Source organism: Tepidibacter formicigenes DSM 15518, assembly GCF_900142235.1.
Classification (GTDB): Bacteria; Bacillota; Clostridia; order Peptostreptococcales; family Peptostreptococcaceae; genus Tepidibacter; species Tepidibacter formicigenes.
Window position 1 is genome coordinate 1 of sequence record NZ_FRAE01000039.1, and the last position, 21,357, is coordinate 21,357.

The 21,357-nt window shown below is 27.9% G+C and carries 16 protein-coding genes, 1 tRNA gene, 2 rRNA genes and 1 riboswitch; all 19 genes read right to left on the minus strand.

Annotation, left to right across the window (positions count from 1 at the left end; translation table 11 throughout):
• A partial coding sequence (locus BUA77_RS08420) for a (2Fe-2S) ferredoxin domain-containing protein (RefSeq protein ID WP_200773943.1) occupies window positions 1-920 on the minus strand: 920 nt, incomplete at its 3' end.
• 56 nt (window positions 921-976) lie between these two features.
• Complete coding sequence (gene nuoE, locus BUA77_RS08425; protein WP_072889174.1) at window positions 977-1,453, minus strand: NADH-quinone oxidoreductase subunit NuoE; 477 nt, start codon at window positions 1,451-1,453, stop codon at window positions 977-979.
• A gap of 657 nt (window positions 1,454-2,110) precedes the next feature.
• On the minus strand, window positions 2,111-2,968 hold the full coding sequence (gene thrB / locus BUA77_RS08430) for a homoserine kinase (protein ID WP_072889175.1): 858 nt from the start codon (window positions 2,966-2,968) through the stop codon (window positions 2,111-2,113).
• Window positions 2,965-4,023: a threonine synthase gene (gene thrC / locus BUA77_RS08435; protein ID WP_084605653.1), complete on the minus strand. Its 1,059-nt coding sequence runs from the start codon at window positions 4,021-4,023 to the stop codon at window positions 2,965-2,967. The genes thrB and thrC overlap by 4 nt, the downstream gene beginning before the upstream one ends.
• A 38-nt stretch (window positions 4,024-4,061) precedes the next feature.
• Complete coding sequence (locus tag BUA77_RS08440; protein ID WP_072889178.1) at window positions 4,062-5,300, minus strand: homoserine dehydrogenase; 1,239 nt, start codon at window positions 5,298-5,300, stop codon at window positions 4,062-4,064.
• A 168-nt stretch (window positions 5,301-5,468) separates the two neighbouring features.
• Window positions 5,469-7,532 (minus strand): GGDEF and EAL domain-containing protein, encoded by a 2,064-nt coding sequence (locus BUA77_RS08445; protein ID WP_072889180.1) that lies wholly within the window; start codon window positions 7,530-7,532, stop codon window positions 5,469-5,471.
• Between the two features lie 122 nt (window positions 7,533-7,654).
• Window positions 7,655-8,578, minus strand: coding sequence for an HPr(Ser) kinase/phosphatase (gene hprK, locus BUA77_RS08450; RefSeq protein WP_072889197.1), 924 nt, complete (start codon window positions 8,576-8,578; stop codon window positions 7,655-7,657).
• A 1-nt stretch (window position 8,579) separates the two neighbouring features.
• A complete protein-coding gene (gene uvrC / locus BUA77_RS08455) occupies window positions 8,580-10,394 on the minus strand; it encodes an excinuclease ABC subunit UvrC (protein WP_072889181.1) in 1,815 nt (604 codons plus the stop codon).
• Window positions 10,395-10,707: 313 nt separating this feature from the next.
• Window positions 10,708-12,036: a Na+/H+ antiporter NhaC family protein gene (locus BUA77_RS08460; protein WP_072889183.1), complete on the minus strand. Its 1,329-nt coding sequence runs from the start codon at window positions 12,034-12,036 to the stop codon at window positions 10,708-10,710.
• A 144-nt stretch (window positions 12,037-12,180) separates the two neighbouring features.
• A riboswitch (SAM riboswitch) is annotated at window positions 12,181-12,292 on the minus strand.
• Between the two features lie 73 nt (window positions 12,293-12,365).
• Window positions 12,366-12,866, minus strand: a complete 501-nt coding sequence (locus tag BUA77_RS08465) for a hypothetical protein (RefSeq protein WP_072889184.1) — start codon at window positions 12,864-12,866, stop codon at window positions 12,366-12,368.
• A 66-nt stretch (window positions 12,867-12,932) separates the two neighbouring features.
• Window positions 12,933-15,782, minus strand: coding sequence for an excinuclease ABC subunit UvrA (gene uvrA, locus BUA77_RS08470; protein ID WP_072889186.1), 2,850 nt, complete (start codon window positions 15,780-15,782; stop codon window positions 12,933-12,935).
• 1 nt (window position 15,783) lies between these two features.
• Window positions 15,784-17,754, minus strand: coding sequence for an excinuclease ABC subunit UvrB (gene uvrB, locus BUA77_RS08475; protein ID WP_072889188.1), 1,971 nt, complete (start codon window positions 17,752-17,754; stop codon window positions 15,784-15,786).
• Between the two features lie 145 nt (window positions 17,755-17,899).
• Complete coding sequence (locus BUA77_RS08480) at window positions 17,900-18,859, minus strand: arsenic resistance protein (protein WP_072889189.1); 960 nt, start codon at window positions 18,857-18,859, stop codon at window positions 17,900-17,902.
• A 69-nt stretch (window positions 18,860-18,928) separates the two neighbouring features.
• Window positions 18,929-19,819 carry a damage-control phosphatase ARMT1 family protein gene (locus BUA77_RS08485; RefSeq protein WP_072889191.1) on the minus strand — a complete coding sequence of 297 codons (891 nt, stop codon included), beginning with the start codon at window positions 19,817-19,819 and terminating at the stop codon, window positions 18,929-18,931.
• A 37-nt stretch (window positions 19,820-19,856) separates the two neighbouring features.
• Window positions 19,857-20,318: a DUF134 domain-containing protein gene (locus BUA77_RS08490; RefSeq protein ID WP_072889193.1), complete on the minus strand. Its 462-nt coding sequence runs from the start codon at window positions 20,316-20,318 to the stop codon at window positions 19,857-19,859.
• A 74-nt stretch (window positions 20,319-20,392) separates the two neighbouring features.
• On the minus strand, window positions 20,393-20,635 hold the full coding sequence (locus tag BUA77_RS08495; RefSeq protein ID WP_072889195.1) for a DUF5320 domain-containing protein: 243 nt from the start codon (window positions 20,633-20,635) through the stop codon (window positions 20,393-20,395).
• Between the two features lie 375 nt (window positions 20,636-21,010).
• Window positions 21,011-21,127: ribosomal RNA gene (gene rrf, locus BUA77_RS08500) — 5S ribosomal RNA — on the minus strand.
• 14 nt (window positions 21,128-21,141) lie between these two features.
• A tRNA-Gly gene (locus tag BUA77_RS08505) sits at window positions 21,142-21,215 on the minus strand.
• Between the two features lie 35 nt (window positions 21,216-21,250).
• Window positions 21,251-21,357 (minus strand): 23S ribosomal RNA (locus BUA77_RS08510); the annotation flags it as partial.

Genomic DNA, 21,357 nt, shown 5'->3' on the forward strand with positions numbered 1-21,357 from the left:
AATGGTGGTCTTGGTCTTGGCATTCCTCTTTTTCCTTCTATAGAGTTTATAAGTGCTGTTTCTTCTCCACAAACGAATGCTCCAGCTCCAAGTCTTATTTCCATATCAAATTCAAAATCAGTCCCCAATATATTCTTACCAAGATATCCTTTTTCTCTAGCTTGGTCTATTGCTATTTGAAGTCTTTCAATTGCAACAGGATACTCAGCTCTTACATATACATATCCCATATTTGCTCCTACAGCATATCCTGCTATAGCCATGGCTTCAATTACAGCGTGTGGATCTCCTTCAAGAATAGATCTGTCCATGAATGCTCCTGGATCTCCTTCGTCAGCATTACATGCAACATATTTTTGATCACTTTCTGCTTTATAAGTGAATTCCCACTTAAGTCCTGTAGGGAATCCTCCTCCTCCACGACCACGAAGCCCTGATTTTTTAACTGTATCTATTACTTCTTCTCTACTCATAGATTTTAAAGCTTTCTCTAAAGCTTTATATCCATCTTTTTCTAAATAATCATCTATATTTTCTGCACCTATTGCTCCACAATTAGCAAGGGCAATTCTCATTTGATTTTTATAAAAAGGTACCTCTTCAAAAGGTTTAACTTCTCCCTCTTCAGTTAACGCTTCTTTATATAAAAGATCTTTAACTATATTTCCACCTATTATATGCTCATCAACTATTTTGTCTACATCTTCAAGTTTAACATGTGAATAAAATGCTCCTTCTGGATATACTATAACTATAGGCCCTGCTGCACAGAGTCCAAAACATCCTGTTTTTATAACTTTAACTTCTTCTCTAATTCCTTTTTCTTGTAATGAATTTTCAATTTTTTCTAGTATTTTTAGAGAACTAGATGAAGTACAACCAGTACCCCCACAAACTAAAACCTGGTTCTTATATGTCATTGTAGTACCTCCTTAAATGGTTTTCTTTAATCTACATACATAATGAAAAAATAAATTTATCTATACTTAGCAAGTATTCCATCTACATCATCAGCAGTAAGTTTTCCATAAACATCTTCATTGACAGTTAAAACTGGTGCAAGTCCACAAGCTCCTATACATCTTGTAGCAACTAATGTGAATTTACCATCTTCTGTAGTTTTACCTACCTCTACATTAAGCTCTTTAGCTAATTTATCTATTATATCTTGAGCTCCTTTAACATAACATGCCGTTCCAAGACATACTCCTATAACATATTCACCCTTTGGTTGAAGTGAAAATTGAGAATAAAATGTTGCCACTCCATATATTTCAGCAAGAGGAATATTCAGTTCCTCCGATATTTTCTTTTGAATTTCGATAGCAACACAACCAAATATCTTTTGCGCTTCAGTAAGTACAGGCATTAAAGCTCCAGGCTTTCCTTTGTATTTTTGTATAACCTGGTCTAACTTTTCAAAATTTTCTTTAGTAAAGACATCTCTTGCCATCCTTGTACCTCCCCATTTTTAATTCATAGTAATTAAGTCAATTTTTTAACATACTTTAACAAAAATAAAATAAGGATTCCACATATTGTTAAATCCTTATCATTTTATCTTAATAAATTTATTATAACATACTTTTTAATTTTTCTGCAATTATTTTATCTACAATAAATTCACGAAATTTTATCACTTTATATTTTTTTGAATTTTTTGATATTCAAGTTTTAAAATTCAACTTTCTATCAACCCATTGAAATAACTACTCTTTTGGTAATATATTTATGTATAAATATCCTTTTATTTTTTTATATTTTTTTTATGCGATTCATTTTTCCTGCAAAAGTATATTATATTTATGTCGTTTTTTAGATATAGTATAATACATTTTTAAAAATAACGTTTTCCTTTCATTTTGTTGCTTTTGAATATTTATGCTTGGATTTTAAGATTATTTTTTTGTACCTTATGGTTGTTTTTCTATTATATTTAGCTATAATTTAGTAGATGAAAACGTATTTTTTGTTATTTTTTTAACCATAATATATTATTTATACATAGTTTTAGGATAATTATACATATGTGAATTTTCTATTTTTTCAAAATATTTAACACATTTTCGTTGTATATTTATTCACAATAAACTTAATATTTTATATTTATTTAAATAGCTTTTGCTCCTTCTAAATCAGGTTTTAACAATTTTATATTCCAATTTCCATCTAATTCTTTTAAATATTCTTTCATTTTAGTAACAAATAATTCTTCATTGTTATCTATAATAGAAATAACTGTAGACCCAGATCCACTTATAAATTCTCCTTTTGAACCGAGCTTATGAGATTTATCAAATATATAATCTATATTTTTGATTAGATTTTTTCTATAAGGTTGATGTATTTTATCTTGTACAGACAATCTAATTTTATCTAATTCTCCATTATTTAATGCATTTACGAGCATTGCTACTCTTGAAATATTAAATATACAATCTTTATTTAAATACCTATTTGGTAAAACATTTCTAGCATCTTGTGTTCTTACTTCAAATTCTGGAATCATAACAGCAAATTTTAAATTCTTTGGTAAATTTATTTTAGAATAAGTTACCTTATTTTCATTTTCAATAGAAATTACCATTCCTCCAATTATAGCTGGGACAACATTATCTGGATGTCCTTCTATTTGTGTACTCATATTAATGATTTCATCTAATGATAATTTATTTCCTATAATTTTATTTGCTGCAACTACTCCTGCCACAATGCAAGATGCGCTACTTCCAAGTCCTCTACATATAGGTATATTACATTTTGAAACTTTTATTCTAAATCCTCTATATTTATAGCTATACATATTAAGAACTTTAGCTAAAGTTTTATAAATTAAATTATCCCCTATAGGAATATCATAATCTACCTCTTCTATTTCTATTTCATTATATAAATTTAAAGCCATTCCCAAAGAATCAAATCCAGGCCCCATATTGGCAGTTGTAGCAGGGACTTTGACTTTTATCATAATATATCACCTACAATTTCTCTTTCTATTAAATTAATATCACATTTTATATTTTTAACATTTCTATCAAGTTTCAATGCTGTATCAGGGTCCTTTAAGCCATTTCCAGTTAAAACACAAACTACTTTCTTATTTATATCTATTTTTTCTTGCATATATAATTTGTATAGTCCAGCTACTGAAATACAAGATGCAAGCTCTGCAAATACACCTTCTAAATTGGCTATCATTTTATAAGCTTTAATAATATCATCATCGCTTATTTTTTCTATAATCCCATTTGACTCATCTAGTGCCTTTACAGCTTTATCCCAACTAGCCGGATTCCCTATTCTTATTGCAGTTGCTATAGTTTCTGGATTTTCAAAAACTTTATTTTCAACTATTGGTGCTGCTCCCCAAGCTTGAAATCCCAACATTCTTGGAAGCTTATTTGTATTGTCTTTTTCCTTGTATTCCTTAAAGCCTTTCCAATATGCACTTATATTACCCGCATTTCCAATCGGTATACATACGTAATCTGGAGATTCTTCTAATTGATCACATATTTCAAATGCTGCTGTTTTTTGCCCTTCTATTCTATAAGGATTTATTGAATTTACCAAGGTAATAGGATGGTTATTAGATATTTCCTTTACAATATGTAAAGCATCATCAAAATTACCATCTATTGCTATAATTTTTGCTCCATATGCAATAGCTTGAGCCAACTTTCCTAAAGCTATTTTATTATCAGGAACAATTACTATACATTTAATACCAGCTTTTGCAGCAAAAGCTGCTGCTGAAGCTGACGTATTTCCTGTTGAAGCACATATTATAGCTTTAGCTCCCTCTTCTACAGCTTTAGTAACCGCCATTGTCATTCCTCTATCCTTAAATGATCCTGTTGGGTTTAATCCTTCATATTTAAGATATATCTCAAGTCCTGGCATAATTTTTTCTAAGTTTGATGCTCTAATTAAAGGAGTATTCCCTTCACAAAGTGTAATAGCTTTTGAATCCTTATTTACAGGTAAAAATTTTTTATATTTATTAATAAGCCCTTCCCACATTTTTTTCATCCCCTTCAAAAAGATTTAATTTTCATTCTTCAATTATCACCTAAAACCATAATAGATTTAACATCATATACATTTGGAATCTTTTTTAATTTATTTATCTTTTCATTCAATATCTCTTCATTTTCAACTTCTATAAGAGCAATAACTTCATTTTTAAATTCTTTATTAATATCCAAATAAAATTTTTCAAAATCTGCTAATTCTTTCATAATCTCATGCTTATTTTCTGTTTTTACTCTTACCATCCATTTACATTTATTCTGATAGTTTTTCTGTATTAAAGCTTCTTTTTTATTAAAACAAGCTAACTTCTGCCTATTATTCTGAATTATATCAACTATATCACCAAATACAGCACTTGCTGTAGGAAGTTTTCCTGCACCTTTTCCATAAAACATTACATTTCCTACCGCATCACCATCTAGCACTATTCCATTAAATTCATCTTCTATTTTTCCTATTGATGAATCCTTATTAACCATAACAGGTCTTACACTAGCATAAATATTTCCATTTTCTTTTTTACTAATTCCTAAAAGTTTTATCCTACATCCTATTTTTTTAGCAAATTCTATATCATTTTTATCTATATCTGTAATTCCTTGTATGTGTATTTTCTCCCAATTAACTTTTTCATTATATGCAATTGTTGAAAGTATTGAAAGTTTCCTTGCCGAATCATAACCCATTACATCTGATTCAGGATTTGCTTCTGCAAAACCTAACTCTTGAGCATATTTTAAAGCCTCTTCATAATCCATATTATCTTTATCCATTCTAGATAATATAAAATTTGTTGTTCCATTTAATATTGCATTAATACTATTAAAATTATTACCTGAAAGACATTCACTTAATGGTCTAAGTATTGGTATTCCACCTCCAACACTTGCTTCAAAATGAAGTCTTACTCCATTTTCTTTTGCCATATCTAAAAGTTCATCTCCATGTTTTGCTATTAAATCCTTATTTGCAGTTACAATATGTTTTTTTAAATTTAAAAACTTCTTTATATAATCATAAGCTGGATCTATGCCTCCCATAACTTCTACAACAATATCTACATTTTCTGAAAAAATATCTTCTATGTTATCTGTAAGTAAATTCGAATTTACTTTATTTAAATGTTTTTTTACATCCCTTACTAGTATTTTTGCTATTTTAATTTCTTCTCCTATTTTTTCATTTAATTTGTTAATATTGTTATTTATAATTTCAACAACTCCAGATCCTACTACCCCATGTCCTAAAATAGCTATAGATATCATAATATTCCCCCCATCTTATTTGTATACGAGTTGTATACATTTGTATTTTGCATTTGATATGAATACAATATTATCATGATTCTATTTAAAATACAATAAACTTTTTTATATTTTATATATTCATTTTGTCAAACGAATAAAATTTTTTATACAAAAAAACTATGCAATTTATTCTGCATAGTTTTTTTTAATCTGATTTTTAATTGCATTTTCCATATTTTGCAAATCTACAGGTGGACTAAATAAATATCCTTGAGCCATCTCACATCCATTGTCTTTTAAAAACTTAAGCTGTTGATTAGCCTCTACTCCTTCTGCTACTACTTTAATGTTTAAATTTTTTGCCATGGCTATAATAGCACTTACAATAGCTGTTGAATTTGAATCTATATATATATCCTTTATAAACGATCTATCTATTTTTAATTTACTTATATAGAAATTTTTAAGCTGACCAAGAGATGAATATCCAGTACCAAAATCATCCATAGATATATTTACTTCTAAATACTTAAGCTTATTTAAAACATCTGTTATATAATCGATATTTTCCATAGATATGCTTTCAGTAATTTCCAAATCTACATATTTAGGATTAATACCTGTTTCTTTAAGTATTTTTGAAACATACTCAATAAAATTCTCTTCTTTTAACTGATTTACGGATATATTAACAGATATAAATATGTTAATTCCTAAATCATGCATCTTTTTAGCTTGAATACATGCATTTTTTAAAACCCATTTTCCAATATCAATAATAAATCCACTATTTTCAGCAACCGGTATAAACTTATCCGGTGGAATAAGTCCAAGCTTTGGATGATTCCACCTAAGAAGAGCCTCCATTCCAATAATTTTTTGTGTATTAATATCTACTATTGGTTGATAGTTTAAAAAAAACTCATCTTTATTAAGCACATCTCTCAAATTGTTTTCCAATATAAATTCTTCTTGAATTTTATCATTTAAATTAGGACAGTAAAACTTAAATTTATTCTTTCCACTATCTTTTGCATTATACATTGCTATATCAGCATTTCTAATTAAAACTTCACTGTTAACTCCATCATTTGGATATATGGAAATGCCTATACTCGCTGATACATATATCTTATATTCACCTATAAGATACGGATATTTAAAAACACTCATAATTCTTTGTACTGCTAAAACTACATTTTCTATATTTATAATATTTTTAATTAATATTATAAATTCATCTCCACCTAATCTTGAAATTATATCATCTTTGCGTATTTGTTTTTCAAATCTAGTTGCAACTTCTTTAAGCAGCTTATCTCCAATAGAATGACCTAAGTTGTCATTTATTTTTTTAAAACCGTCAAGATCCATAAATAGTACAGCTAAAATTTCATTATTTTCATGAGCTTTATTTATTTCTATACTTAATCTTTCCATGAAATATGCTCTATTATATAAACCTGTAAGACTATCTCTAAACGCAAGATAATTAATTTTTTGTTCTTTAATCTTATTTTCTGTAATATCACTAATTATTCCAGCAAAATAATTAATATTATCTTTTTCATCATCTATAGAAAAAAAATTCGCTAAAACTACACTAACTTTTCCATTTTTCTTTCTATTTGTAATTTCCCCTCTCCATTTTCCTTCTTTTTTAAGTGTATTCCACATATTTATATAAAAATCACTATCATTCTTTTCTGATATTAATATTTTAATATTTTTTCCCATCAGTTCTTCCTTACTGTATTCTGTTATTAAACAAAATGATGAATTAACCAACTTAATATTTCCATTCATATCGGTTATTAAAACCCCTTCTGTACTGTGTTCAAATACCTTTTCAAATAATATTAATCTTTTCTTATTTTTTTCATTTTGAGTAACATCTCTTACAATAGAATATAAAAACTGTTTTCCTTCAATATTAATAGAACCACTGTACACTTCTACACGTCTTATTTCTCCAGTTGATAATTTATGAGTAAAATAAAAATGACTTTTTTTTCTACACTTAGCAATTTCTATATATTCAAATACTTTTTTTGATGGAAGTATATTTAAATCTGTTATTTTTAATTTCATAAATTCTTCCCTACTATATTTATAAAATGAACAAGCAGCTTGGTTTACATCTACAATTTTACCATCTTCAGTATACATAACAAATATAGGTAAGTAATTTTCATATATACTTTTACAAAGTTCTTTACTTTCTTTTAATTTATTTTCTATTGCCCTCACCCTCTTTTATAGACTTATTTATATCTTGTCTTATATTATAATTATTTCAAATTTATTAAATTGTGCAAAAAAATAACAGGATTAAAATATCCTGCTATTATAAATAGTTAGCATTAATGACTTTAGCTATCATCACCTAATCTATGCATTAATTTATTATTAAATTCTTGAGCTGCATTATATCCCATAGCTTTTTGTCTATAATTTCTAGCAGCAACCTCTATAATCATAGCTATATTTCTTCCAGGCTTTACAGGTATGGTTATCTTTTCTACAGGTATATCTAAGATATCCATATATTCTTCATCTATTCCTAATCTATCATAATATTTTCCCTCTTGCCAACACTCAAGATTAATTACCATATCTATATACTTCTTGGGCTTTACAGCACCAACTCCAAATAAACTTTTTATATCAAGTATTCCCACACCTCTTATTTCCATAAGATATTGTATAAGCTCTGGAGCTTGTCCAATTAAAACAGCATCATCTATTTTTCTAATTTCAACAGCATCATCAGCTACAAGTCTATGACCTCTTTTTACAAGTTCTAAAGCTGTTTCTGATTTTCCAACTCCACTTTCTCCTGTTATAAGTGTTCCTATACCATATACATCTACTAATACTCCATGTATTGTTGTAGAAGGAGCAAGCTTTGCATCTAAATAGTTAGACAGTTTGTTTATAAATCTAGTTGTATTCATTTCAGTAGATAAAAATATTCTTTTGTGTTTTTTGGCACATTCAATTGCATCTTCACTAGGAGTAAGCCCTCTTGTAAGAACTAGTGCTGGTATATCATAAGAAAAAAGCTTATCAAATCTTTTCCATCTAGTTTCTTTATCTAAATACTGAAAATATTGATACTCTCCCATTCCTACAATTTGAATTCTATCATTAGAAAAATAATCAAAAAATCCAGCATATTGAAGTCCTGGCCTATTTACATCAGAAGATGTTACATAATAATCTATATCCTCAGGCATATAAACTACTTTTAATTTTAAATCTTCTATTATTTGTCTTACAGATACTTTATCCATTTTATCCCTTCTTTCTAAAATAATTATATACACTTTGAGCTACTTTTTTATTCATACCTTCTACTTTTTCAAGTTCGTGTATTGATGCATTTTTTATATTTTCTATTGTTTTAAAACGAGAAAGTAAATTCATTTTTCTCTTTTTCCCTACATTAGGTATATCATCTAATATAGACTTTGTCATATTTTTTTCTCTAAGGGATCTATGATAACTTATAGCAAATCTATGTACTTCCTCTTGAATAGCAGCTATAAATTTATATATATTTGAATATTTATCAAACTCTATTTCCTTTTCTAAAGAAACAAGCCCTTTTGTTCTGTGTTTATTATCTTTATACATACCCCACAAAGGAATACTTAAATTATATCTTTTAAGAACTTTATCTACAACACCTACTTGTCCCAATCCTCCATCTAAAAGTATTAAATCTGGATAATTTCCATTTTTAAACCTCCTACTTATTATTTCCTCCATGGAAGCATAATCATTAGGTCCAATAACAGTATTTATTTTAAACCTTCTATACTCTTTTCTATCCTTTTTCCCATTAGTAAAGACAACCATACTTCCTACTGAATCTACTCCCTGTATGTTAGATATATCAAATGCTTCTATTCTAATAGGTTTTTTGTCTAAATTTAAAATTTCTTTTAACTCCTCTAAAACTCCCCTTGTTTTCTCAAATTTTATCTTTTTTAAATTTTTAAATTTCTCCAAAGATTCTATAGCATTTTTTCTAACCATCTCAACAAGCTCTTTTTTCTCTCCTTTTTTGGGAACTTTAATATTTACTCTTTTATTTTTATTATAACTTAACCAGTCTTGAATTATTTCCATATCTTCTATTTCTTCTTCTATTATTAACTCTCTAGGAATAAATCTTTGAAATGAATAGAATTGCTTTATAAATGATGATAATATCTCATTTCTTTCAGAATCTAATACATTTTCTATAATATAGTGTTCTCTTCCAACTATTTTTCCATTTCTTATAAAGAACACTTGAACACATGCCCCATCATAAGCTTTTGCCATGGCTATTACATCTTGATCTAATCTATTATTAGTTGAAACTATCTTTTGATTTTCAATCATTTTCTCAAGACTTATTATTTTATCTCTATATTTTGCTGCTTTTTCAAATTCTAATTTTTTAGACGCTTCCTGCATTTTTTCTTGAAGTTCATTTTTTAAGTTCTCAATTTTTCCAGATAAAATCATTATTATTTCATTTATCATTGATTTATATTCATTTTTATCTATATTACCAGTGCAGGGACCTATGCATTTGTTTATATGAAAATTTAGGCATGGTCTTTGTTTCCTATCTATAGCTTTTTGTATATCTAAATTGCATGTTCTTATAAGATACATCTGATGTATAAGCTCTAAAGTATCATTAAGAGCAGATGTATTAGTATATGGTCCAAAATATTTAGAACCGTCTTTTTTTATCTTTCTAACCTTTAGTACTCTAGGATAATCTTCATTTAATGTTATTTTTATATATGGATAAGTTTTATCATCTCTTAATAGAACATTATATTTAGGTCTATATTCTTTTATAAGGTTACATTCTAATATTAAAGCTTCAACTTCTGAGTCTGTAATTATATATTCGAATTCAGCTATATTTTTAACCATAGATTTTACTTTTCGTGGATGATTTTTAGAGGCTTGAAAATATTGTCTGACTCTATTTTTTAAAGATATTGCTTTACCTACATAAATTACATTTTTATATTTATCCTTCATTATATAAACTCCAGGTAGTTCTGGCAAATTTTTCAATTGTTCTTTTATATCAAACATTTTTTCAACTCCTTAGAGTTTATTATAATTAATTTTTCAAAATTTTTAAATAGGTTATCAAACAAAATTCTTTTCTAGAAAATTACATAATTTGATAGTTACCTATTTTTAAGTTTATGATATAATAATAGTAACTATACTTTTAAGGAGTGTGATTGTTGACATGTCCAATAGTGACAGGTCTGTTCCGACCCGAGTCAAAGACTTTTCAGCTTGCTTGGGTATTTTACTACTAATGTATTTCATATCTAGCTTTTTTATAGGACTGCTTTAAGTATAACTAAAAAAAGAGCCTCAAAGGCTCTTTTTTCTTTTAATTTAAAATTTCTTCTTTAATTTCACTTTTAACACTGCTACTTTCAAATTTAGGATATCCAAGCACTATAGCTAGTACTCCAAATATACCTATTAAAGCAGGATAATGTAAATACCTTAAGATAGCAAATGGTGATATCCCAGCTAATCCTGCTGCTGCTAAAAGCTGTGCTCCATAAGGAACTATTCCCTGACAGCAAGCTGCAAATATATCAAGAATACTTGCACTTCTTCTTGGATCTATATCAAATTTTTTAGCAATATTCTTAACAAGTGGTCCTGCCATAACAATAGCTATAGTATTATTAGCAGTACATAAATCTATAATACTTACAATAGCTGCAATACCAAATTCTGCTCCTTTTTTAGTTTTAATTCTGCTAGTTATAAAGTAAAGTATAAAATCAATTCCACCATTATATTTTATAAGTTCAACAATACCTCCAACAATTATAGCTATCATTGCTAAATCTTCCATTCCAGTAATTCCATTTGCCATGGCTTCTATAAATCCATATAGTCCAAAAGATTTATAATAAATTCCAACTAATCCTGCAAATACAATTCCTCCACCTAATATAATAAATACATTTACTCCAAATAATGCTGCAACTAACACTGATATATATGGAAATACTTTTACAATATCATAAGTATATTCAGTTCCTAAACTCACTTGATTTCCAGCTGTTACTATGCCAAGAATTATTGCTGTAATAATGGCAGCTGGAAGTGTAATTACAAAATTAACTTTAAATTTATCTTTCATTTCACAACCTTGAGTTCTAACAGCAGCAATAGTAGTATCTGAAATCATGGATAAATTATCTCCAAACATTCCTCCACCTACTATTGCTCCTAGTGCTAGTGCCACAGGTATTGAAGTCTTTTCAGCAATTCCTATTCCTATTGGTGCTAGTGCTACTATTGTTCCCATAGAAGTTCCCATAGAAAATGATATAAAACAAGCAATAACAAAAATCCCAACTATTAATAAATTTTCAGGAAGTATAGATAAACTTAAATTAACAGTTGCATCTACTCCACCCATTTCTCTTGCTACATTTCCAAAAGCTCCTGCTAAAATAAATATAATAGCCATTAAAATAATATTACTTTCCCCTGCTCCTTTACAGAAAATATCTATTTTTTTAGAAATACTTTCTTTAGGATTCATAAATATTGCAAAAGCTCCAGAAATTAAAAATGCAACTATTACAGGCATTTTATAAAAATCCTTAGCTATAATACCTGATCCTATAAAAATAAGTAAAAAAACTGCTAGAGGCAATAATGCCCATGGATTTCCTTTTTGATTTTTGTACACAGTATACCCTCCTTTTGTGATTTATTGTATTATTAAACTAAAGTAATGTAGTAGACTTTTTAGTGAAATTTTATTTTTAACCACTAAAAAAGTCTTCTCTACACAGAGAAGACTCAAATAGCACATTATTATACTATCTTCATCTTCTCATCTTTCAAAGCTAAAAAGCTTTGTTGGAATTGGCACCTTTTCAAACCGATGTTTGAAGGTTGCCGAGACTTCATTGGGCCATTCCCTCCATCTCTCTTGATAAGAAGCAAAATATTTATTTAATTTTGTAACTAGATTAATATTACAACCATATTATATTTTTGTCAAGTATAAAATTTTTAATTTTTATCTATATTTATAACTCTTAGATTATTTTCAGGTATTTCTAACTGTTTTAATGTTATATTAACTTCGACTCCTTCTTTTAAATTATTTACTTTTTCTCTAACTTCACTGCTTATTTCAAAAACATATATTTTATTTTGCATATTAAATTCTGCAAACCTATCATCTGCCATACCATTAAATACAGCTTTAACAGCTACTTTATCTATATTATTTAATTCCGTAATAATATTTTTACTGTCTATTTTAAAAGATATTAAACTATTTTTACTATAATCTTTAATACTATTTTTCACATCTTCACTTAATTTAAAACTATTATATTCATATGGGATATTAATAACATCTATTTTGGCATTATCATTATAAAGCCCTTGATAAATTCCAATATATTCTACACTTTTTTCTTGATTATTATCTATGTTTTCAGTATTATTACAACTAGTAATTAAAAATATTAAAATGAAAACAAGTGTTAATATCTTCATTTTCATAATATCACTCCTTTCACTCCTATATATTTATTATACTACAACTTCAATTTGCATAAATTTATATAATCATATGCTTTTTCTTGAATGAAAGTAGTTTTTTAAAAACATTCCTGTATATGATTTTTTATTTTGAGATACTTCTTTGGGAGTTCCAACAGCAACTATTTGTCCACCTTTATCTCCACCTTCTGGTCCTAAGTCTATTATATAATCAGCTGTTTTTATAACATCTAAGTTATGCTCTATAACTACAACTGAATTTCCTGCATCTACAAGCTTTTGAAGTACTGATATAAGTTTATCTACATCAGCAATATGAAGACCTGTTGTAGGCTCATCTAATATATAAAGTGTTTTACCAGTAGATCTTTTACTTAGCTCTGTAGCAAGCTTAATTCTTTGAGCTTCTCCACCTGATAATTGAGTTGACGGCTGCCCAAGCTTTATATAGGAAAGACCTACATCCATAAGTGTTTGTAGCTTTCTTTTTATTTTTGGTATATTTTCAAAAAATTCAAGAGCCTCTTCTACATTCATATTAAGTACATCAGATATAGTTTTACCTTTATATTTAACTTGAAGCGTTTCTCTGTTATATCTTTCTCCTTTACACACCTCACATTGTACATATACATCAGGTAAGAAGTGCATTTCTATTTTTATAATTCCATCACCCTTGCAGGCTTCACATCTTCCTCCCTTTACATTAAAACTAAATCTTCCCTTTTTATATCCTCTAGCTTTAGCTTCAGGAGTTTGAGAGAATACATCTCTTATCATATCAAATACTCCAGTATATGTTGCAGGATTTGATCTTGGTGTTCTTCCTATAGGAGATTGATCTATATCTATTACTTTATCTATATTTTCTATCCCTAATATTTCCTTATGATCTCCTGGTTTAACTCTAAGTCCTTGAGTTTTTGAAGCTACACCTTTATATAGTATTTCATTTATAAGTGAACTTTTCCCTGAACCCGAAACACCTGTTATGCATGTAAATAATCCAAGTGGTATTTTTACATCTATATTTTTTAAGTTATTTTCTTTTGCTTTTTTAATTTCTATATATTTTCCATTAGGTTTTCTTACTTCATCTGGAATAACTATTTTTTCTTTTCCGCTTAAATACTTTCCTGTTATAGAATTTTCACATTTTTTTATTTCATCAACTGTTCCTTGTGCAACTATTTCTCCTCCATGTATTCCAGCTCCTGGTCCTATATCAACTATATAATCCGCTGCATACATTGTATCTTCATCATGTTCTACTACTATAAGTGTATTTCCTATATCTGTTAAGTGCCTTAATGTTTTAATAAGTCTATCATTATCCCTTTGGTGAAGCCCTATACTTGGTTCATCTAGTACATAAAGTACTCCAACTAATCCCGATCCTATTTGAGTTGCAAGTCTAATTCTTTGTGCTTCTCCACCAGATAAAGTTCCTGCTTTTCTTGATAGATTAAGATAATCAAGTCCTACATCTTTTAAAAAGCTTGTTCTTCCCTTTATTTCTTTTAATATCTCTGATGCAATTAGTTTTTGTTTTTTAGTTAATTTTATATTCTCTATAAAATCTAATAATTCACTTATAGACATATTAGTAATATCATTTATATTTTTATCATTTATTAAAACTGATAAACTCTCTTTTTTTAGTCTTGCTCCTTTACAAGCAGGACATGGACTTTCTATCATGAATGCTTCTATTTTTTCTCTTATATAATCTGAATTTGTTTCTTTATATCTTCTTTCTAAATTGTTTATAACTCCTTCAAATGGTGCTTGATATGTTCTATTTCCACCGAATTTAGATTCATAATCAAATTTAACAAGTATATTATTATTCCCATATAAAAGCTCATCTACAAATTCATCTGATAAATCCTTAAATGGAGTATCTAAGGATACATTAAATTCTTTAGCTAAGCTTTCAACCATTTTATAATAATAAGTATCTTCACTTCCTGCTCCTCCAACTGAAAACCAAGGAGCAATTGCTCCATCTTTTATAGATAAGTCTTTGTTTGGAATAACTAAATCTTTATCTACCTTTTTCATATTTCCAAGTCCATTACAATTTTTACATGCTCCAAATGGACTATTAAACGAAAACATTCTAGGAGATAATTCTTCAATTCCTATGCCATGGTCAGGGCATGTAAATTTAGTTGAAAAAAGAATTTCCTTATCATCTATTATATCCACAATTACAAGTCCATCAGAAAGCTTAATAGCAGTTTCAATAGAATCACTAAGTCTATTTTCTATTCCTTCTTTTATTATTATTCTATCTACTATAACCTCTATATTGTGTTTTTTATTTTTATTTAAATTTATTTCATCTGTTACTTCATATTGTTCTCCATTAACCCTTAATCTTACAAATCCTTCTTTTTTTATATTTTCTATAATTTTTTCATGTCTTCCTTTTTTTCCTCTTACAACAGGTGATAGTATTTGAATCTTACTTCTTTCGGGAAGCTCTATAACCTTATCTACTATTTCCTGAACTGTCATTTGACTTATTTTTTCACCACATACTGGGCAGTGAGGCTCTCCAATTCTAGCAAATAAAAGTCTTAAATAATCATATATTTCTGTAACGGTTCCAACAGTTGATCTAGGATTTTTTGATGTTGTCTTTTGATCTATAGATATTGCAGGAGATAGTCCTTCAATATATTCAACATTTGGTTTTTCCATTTGTCCTAAAAATTGTCTAGCATAAGCTGATAAACTTTCAACATACCTTCTTTGTCCTTCTGCATATATTGTATCAAATGCAAGAGATGATTTTCCCGAGCCTGAAAGTCCAGTAAATACTATAAATTTATTTCTTGGAATCTCTATATTAACACTTTTTAAGTTGTGCTCCTTTGCTCCTTTTATTACTATTTTTTTATTTTCCATATTAATTTTCAATCCTTTCTTGAAGCTCATTTATCTTATCACGAAGTTGTGCAGCTCTTTCAAACTGAAGATTTTTAGCAGCCTCCATCATTTCATAATTTAATCTTTCTATAGTTTCTTTTATTTCATCTATATTTAATTCTTTTTTGATTCCATATTCTACTTCTTCATCTGCAACCATTGTAGCCTCAATCACATTTCTTATTTCTTTATTTATAGTTTTAGGAACTATATTGTGTTCCTCATTGTGCTTCATCTGTATATTTCTTCTTCTATTTGTTTCACTTATTGCTTTTTCCATAGAATTAGTTATTTTATCTGCATACATTATAACTTTTCCATTTTTATTTCTAGCAGCCCTTCCTATTGTCTGTATTAAAGAAGTTTCCGATCTTAAAAAACCTTCTTTATCTGCATCAAGTATTGCAACAAGTGATACTTCTGGAATATCAAGTCCTTCTCTTAAAAGATTTATTCCAACTAATACATCAAATTTTCCTACTCTTAAATCTCTTATTATTTCTATTCTCTCTAGAGTATCTATATCTGAGTGTAGATACTTTACCCTAACCCCTGCATTTCTTAAATAATCAGTTAAATCTTCTGCCATTTTTTTAGTAAGTGTTGTAACTAGAACTCTTTCTTCTTTTTCTACTATCTTATTTATCTCTCCTAAAAGATCATCTATTTGCCCATTTATTGGTCTTACATCTATTTGTGGATCTAAAAGTCCTGTTGGCCTTATAATTTGCTCTGCAAACTCACTTGAATTTTGAATTTCATAAGGGCCAGGAGTAGCTGATACAAATAATACTTGATTTATATTTTCTTCAAATTCTTTAAAATTTAAAGGTCTATTGTCATAAGCTGAAGGAAGTCTAAATCCATTTTCAATAAGAGATTCTTTTCTTGATTGATCTCCTCCATACATTCCTCTTACTTGTGGTATTGTAACATGAGATTCATCTATTATTATCAAATAATCATCTGGAAAAAAATCCATAAGAGTATAAGGCTTTTCACCTTCTTTTCTTCCTGTTATATGTCTTGAATAATTTTCTATTCCTTGGCAAAATCCTATTTCTCTAAGCATCTCTATATCATACTTTGTTCTTTGCTCAATTCTTTGTGCTTCTAACAATTTATCCTTTTCTTTAAAATATTTTACTCTTTCTTCAAGTTCTTTTTCTATATTAATTATTGATTTTTCAAGTCTTTCTTTACTAGTTACATAATGAGATGCAGGAAAAATAGCTATATGATTTCTTGTTCCTATTATTTCTCCTGTTAAGTAATTTATCTCTGTTATTCTATCTATTTCATCTCCAAAAAATTCAATTCTAATTCCTACTTCATCCGAATTTGCAGGCATTATTTCAAGTATATCTCCTCTTACTCTAAATGTACCTCTTACAAAGTTTATATCATTTCTTTCATATTGTATTTCAACTAATTTTTTTATAACTTCATCTCTATCCTTTTGCATACCAGGTCTTAAAGATATCATAAGTTCTTTATAGTCACGAGGGTCTCCAAGTCCATATATGCAAGATACAGATGATACTATTATCACATCTCTTCTTTCTAATACTGCTGCTGTAGCTGAGTGTCTTAATTTATCTATTTCTTCATTTACTGAAGCATCTTTTTCTATATAAGTATCTGTTTGCATAACATATGCTTCTGGTTGATAATAATCATAATAACTTACAAAGTATTCAACTGCATTATTAGGAAAAAATTCTTTAAATTCACTATATAACTGTGCAGCTAGTGTTTTATTATGAGCTATAACTAATGTTGGTTTTTGAACTTTTTCTATAACATTTGCCATTGTAAATGTTTTTCCCGATCCTGTAACTCCAAGAAGTGTCACATATTTTTTATTTTTATTTATTGCATTAACAATTTTTTCTATAGCTTGCGGTTGGTCCCCTGTTGGCTTAAATTTCGACTCTATTTTAAAATTCATATACACACCTCTTCTCGAACATTAGTTCTTTTTGTCATCTATAAAAATTATACACTATAATTTGTAAATTTAAAACTAAAAATTATATAATTTCCTATTCGTTATAAGCAAAAAAGGACTAAATTTTTTAATTTAGCCCTTTAAACTATACACCTAAGATTCTATCAGTAAATTTTACATACCAAGCACCAGCTTGTACCTGAACAATATACGCTATTGCTATTATTAAAGCTATTTCTGTTCCACTTTCTTTAAAAACAGCCATGGCAATAGCTAGCGCAATCGAAAGGTTTCTCATTACAGTACCGTATATTAATGCAATTGCATCTTTTTTATCAAATAATAGCTTAGCAATTATTGTACTAACCACAAAGTTAATTAAATAAAGTAATATTAATGGTAACAATAAGTTTATTAAAACCATTGGATTTGACATTATTGTCTTAGCTTTTAATGCCATGGCAGTAAATACCATTGCAAGTACTCCTAAAGTAGATAACGGCGGAAACTTCTGTTTATACTCTTTATTATATTTTTCTTGTCCACATTTTAAAATAATCACTTTCTTTGTAATAATACCTGCAATCATAGGCAAAAACACAACCATTAAAATTTGTTTAAAAATATTTGCCAATGGTATTTGAATAGCTGTTCCCATAAAATACTTTAAATATAGCGGTGAAAGTATACTACCCAATATTAATCCTATTATAGTCATTTTAATAGCTTCTGATATATTTCCCTTTGCAAAGCCTGTCCAAGAAATGGTCATTCCCGAAGTAGGTAATAAAGAAGTTAAAAGCAAACCTAACACAATATAGGTATTATCTTTAAAAAACAAATTACCTATTAAAAATCCAATTAACGGCATAAAAATAAAATTAATCAACTGAGTTGTAAACTGTAGCTTCAAATTTCCTTTTTTCGTCAATTCATTTATATTTAAATTAACCATCATAGGATATACCATTAAAATCGTAAATGGCATGACCAATTTTTTTAAAAAGCTTACTTCAAAATAGCTTCCATAAATTAAACCTATAACCATAAATAATGGAATACTAATAATTAGTTTTTTTTGTAAATATTTAATCAATTTCCACATAAACGTCACTCTCCACAGCAAGTCTTATATATTCCTATATTAACAATATTTTTAGCAAATACTATAAATTTATTCTTCAAAAAGCTTACTACATTCTTCCTCATTGATAAAAACACTTTGAAATTTTTCACATTTAAGCCTTTCAACAAACATATCACATTTACATAAAAATAAATAATATATATTTTTACCACAGCCACATAAAGTTTCAAAATTTCCTTGTCCTTTAGATATAATTAAATCAGCATTATCAATATATCTCTTGCTTTTTTCATTAATTTCTAAAAGATCTGTACCTGCAATATCCGTTCCATTATTAATTATTTTTACATACTTGTCTAAACCAACATAATAAGCATCTTCTTCTGTTGCATCGTTATATACAGGCCCTCCTCTTGTAATCAAAGTTATATTTAAATTAGGATATTTTTTTCTTATTTCTTTAATAAATAGCTTATCAAAAACTATTTCTCCTGTATTATCAGATAGATATACCAATTCACTTGCATTCTCTAAATCTCTTTTAAATCTAGAATATACATTTTCATTTATACTCTGTTTTAAAGTAGTTTGTATTATTTCATCAAGCATATCATCCTTTATATCATCCAATGCTCCAAAATCTATTATATTTCCAGATATAGCATATTTTAAAGCATCTAAAAATCTATCCTCTGATAAATCTAAGTTTTCGTTTAATTGATTTTCCATTTTAAGTGCTAAATCATTAAAATATTTTTTTTCTTTTTCATAAATATCATCGATATTTACTTCTTCTTTTAAGATTCTTAAAATTTTAGAACTTATAGTAGGCGAACTCATATTATAATTTGCATCGACTATTTCGCTTAATGCTTTTTTCATAAAATCATATTTCTTCTTTTTAGTATCTAAATATTTATTTGCTAAACCATCAATTTTATTTACTATACATGATATACAATCTACATGTGAATTCATTTTAATTTTCCCCCAATTTTAAACTATTATTTCTACCCTATAACCTTCCACACCTATGTCTAAAGCAACGTCTACACACTTTATTTTTTTCATCTTCACTACATATTAAATTATTTTCTGAACTACATTGTGGACACTCAATATCTTTATCTATATCCTCACATTTCTCTTTCCACTCATATCCACAATTTTTACAAATAATTTTACATATATTTAAAGTATAATTTCCTCCTTCAATTTTCAATTTTTTCCCATTAATTATACTATCAGCTATTTTTCTTTTTGCCTCGCTATATATTCTTTGAAATGTCGAACGTGCTACCATCATTCTTTGTGCACATTCATTTTGATCTAAGCCTTCTAAATCCATCAATCTAATACTTTCAAGCTCTTCTACACTCATAATTATAATTGAATTTTCAATATCACAATCTAACGGTCCATAAAATCTTATCTCAGGAATAAATCCTACTTTTCTCCACTTTTTAGGTCTCGGCATTTTTTCCCTCCAAAATTATAAGTTTTTCATAAATTAAGGAGTAAAAATTTTTACTCCTTAATTTATATTATTAATTATTTATTTTTTTTATAAGAATCTAAATATTCATTAATATTTTTTAATTCCTCTTCTAAAAGAGCTTTTTGATTTTCAAGATATTTTTTCTCTTCACCTTTATTTATAAAACCTCTACCTAAACCAAATCCTCTTTTACAAAACCAATTATTTCTTCTAGGAGAATTACTATTACAAAATCCCTTTCCTCTACCAGTCATTCTACCTCTACTCATTGGACCAGTTCCATCAAATCTTGGCATACAAATAACCTCCCTTTTTTTATTTTTAGCATATGCCTATTACAATTTAAATTATATACCTTTTTGGGCATATGTCAATATCTTTTTAATAAAAAAAAGACTTCTATGGGGGATAGAAGTCTTTTTTGGGGGAGATTAAGTTAATTTAATTTTTAACTTTGTAGTAATATCTTAACCAAATTTCATATTTATATACATAAATTTAAAAGAAATTTCTATAATTTATATAATATAGTGTAACTATTTTAATAACATATTAATATATTAATCAAAAGAATAATAAATAAATATACTCCCAATATAATAAATTACTTTAAATTTCAAACAAAAATAAAGCTCGTACTTTTGCACGTGCTTTATTTTTGTTTGAAATTTACGTGGCTACGTCCTACTCTCCCAGGAGGCTTCCCTCCAAGTACCATCGGCGCTAAGGAGCTTAACTTCTGTGTTCGGAATGGGAACAGGTGTATCCTCCTTGCTATTGTAACCACATAATCTCATTTTAATGGAGCGGGTGAAGGGAGTCGAACCCTCGCAGCCGGCTTGGAAGGCCGGAACTCTACCACTGAGCTACACCCGCATATTTAATACTTTCAAAACTGAACAGATTAATACTAGGTCAAGTCCTCGACCTATTAGTATCCATAAGCTGAACCCATTACTGAGCTTACACCTTGGACCTATCAACCAGGTAGTCTTCCTGGGGTCTTACCCTTACGGTG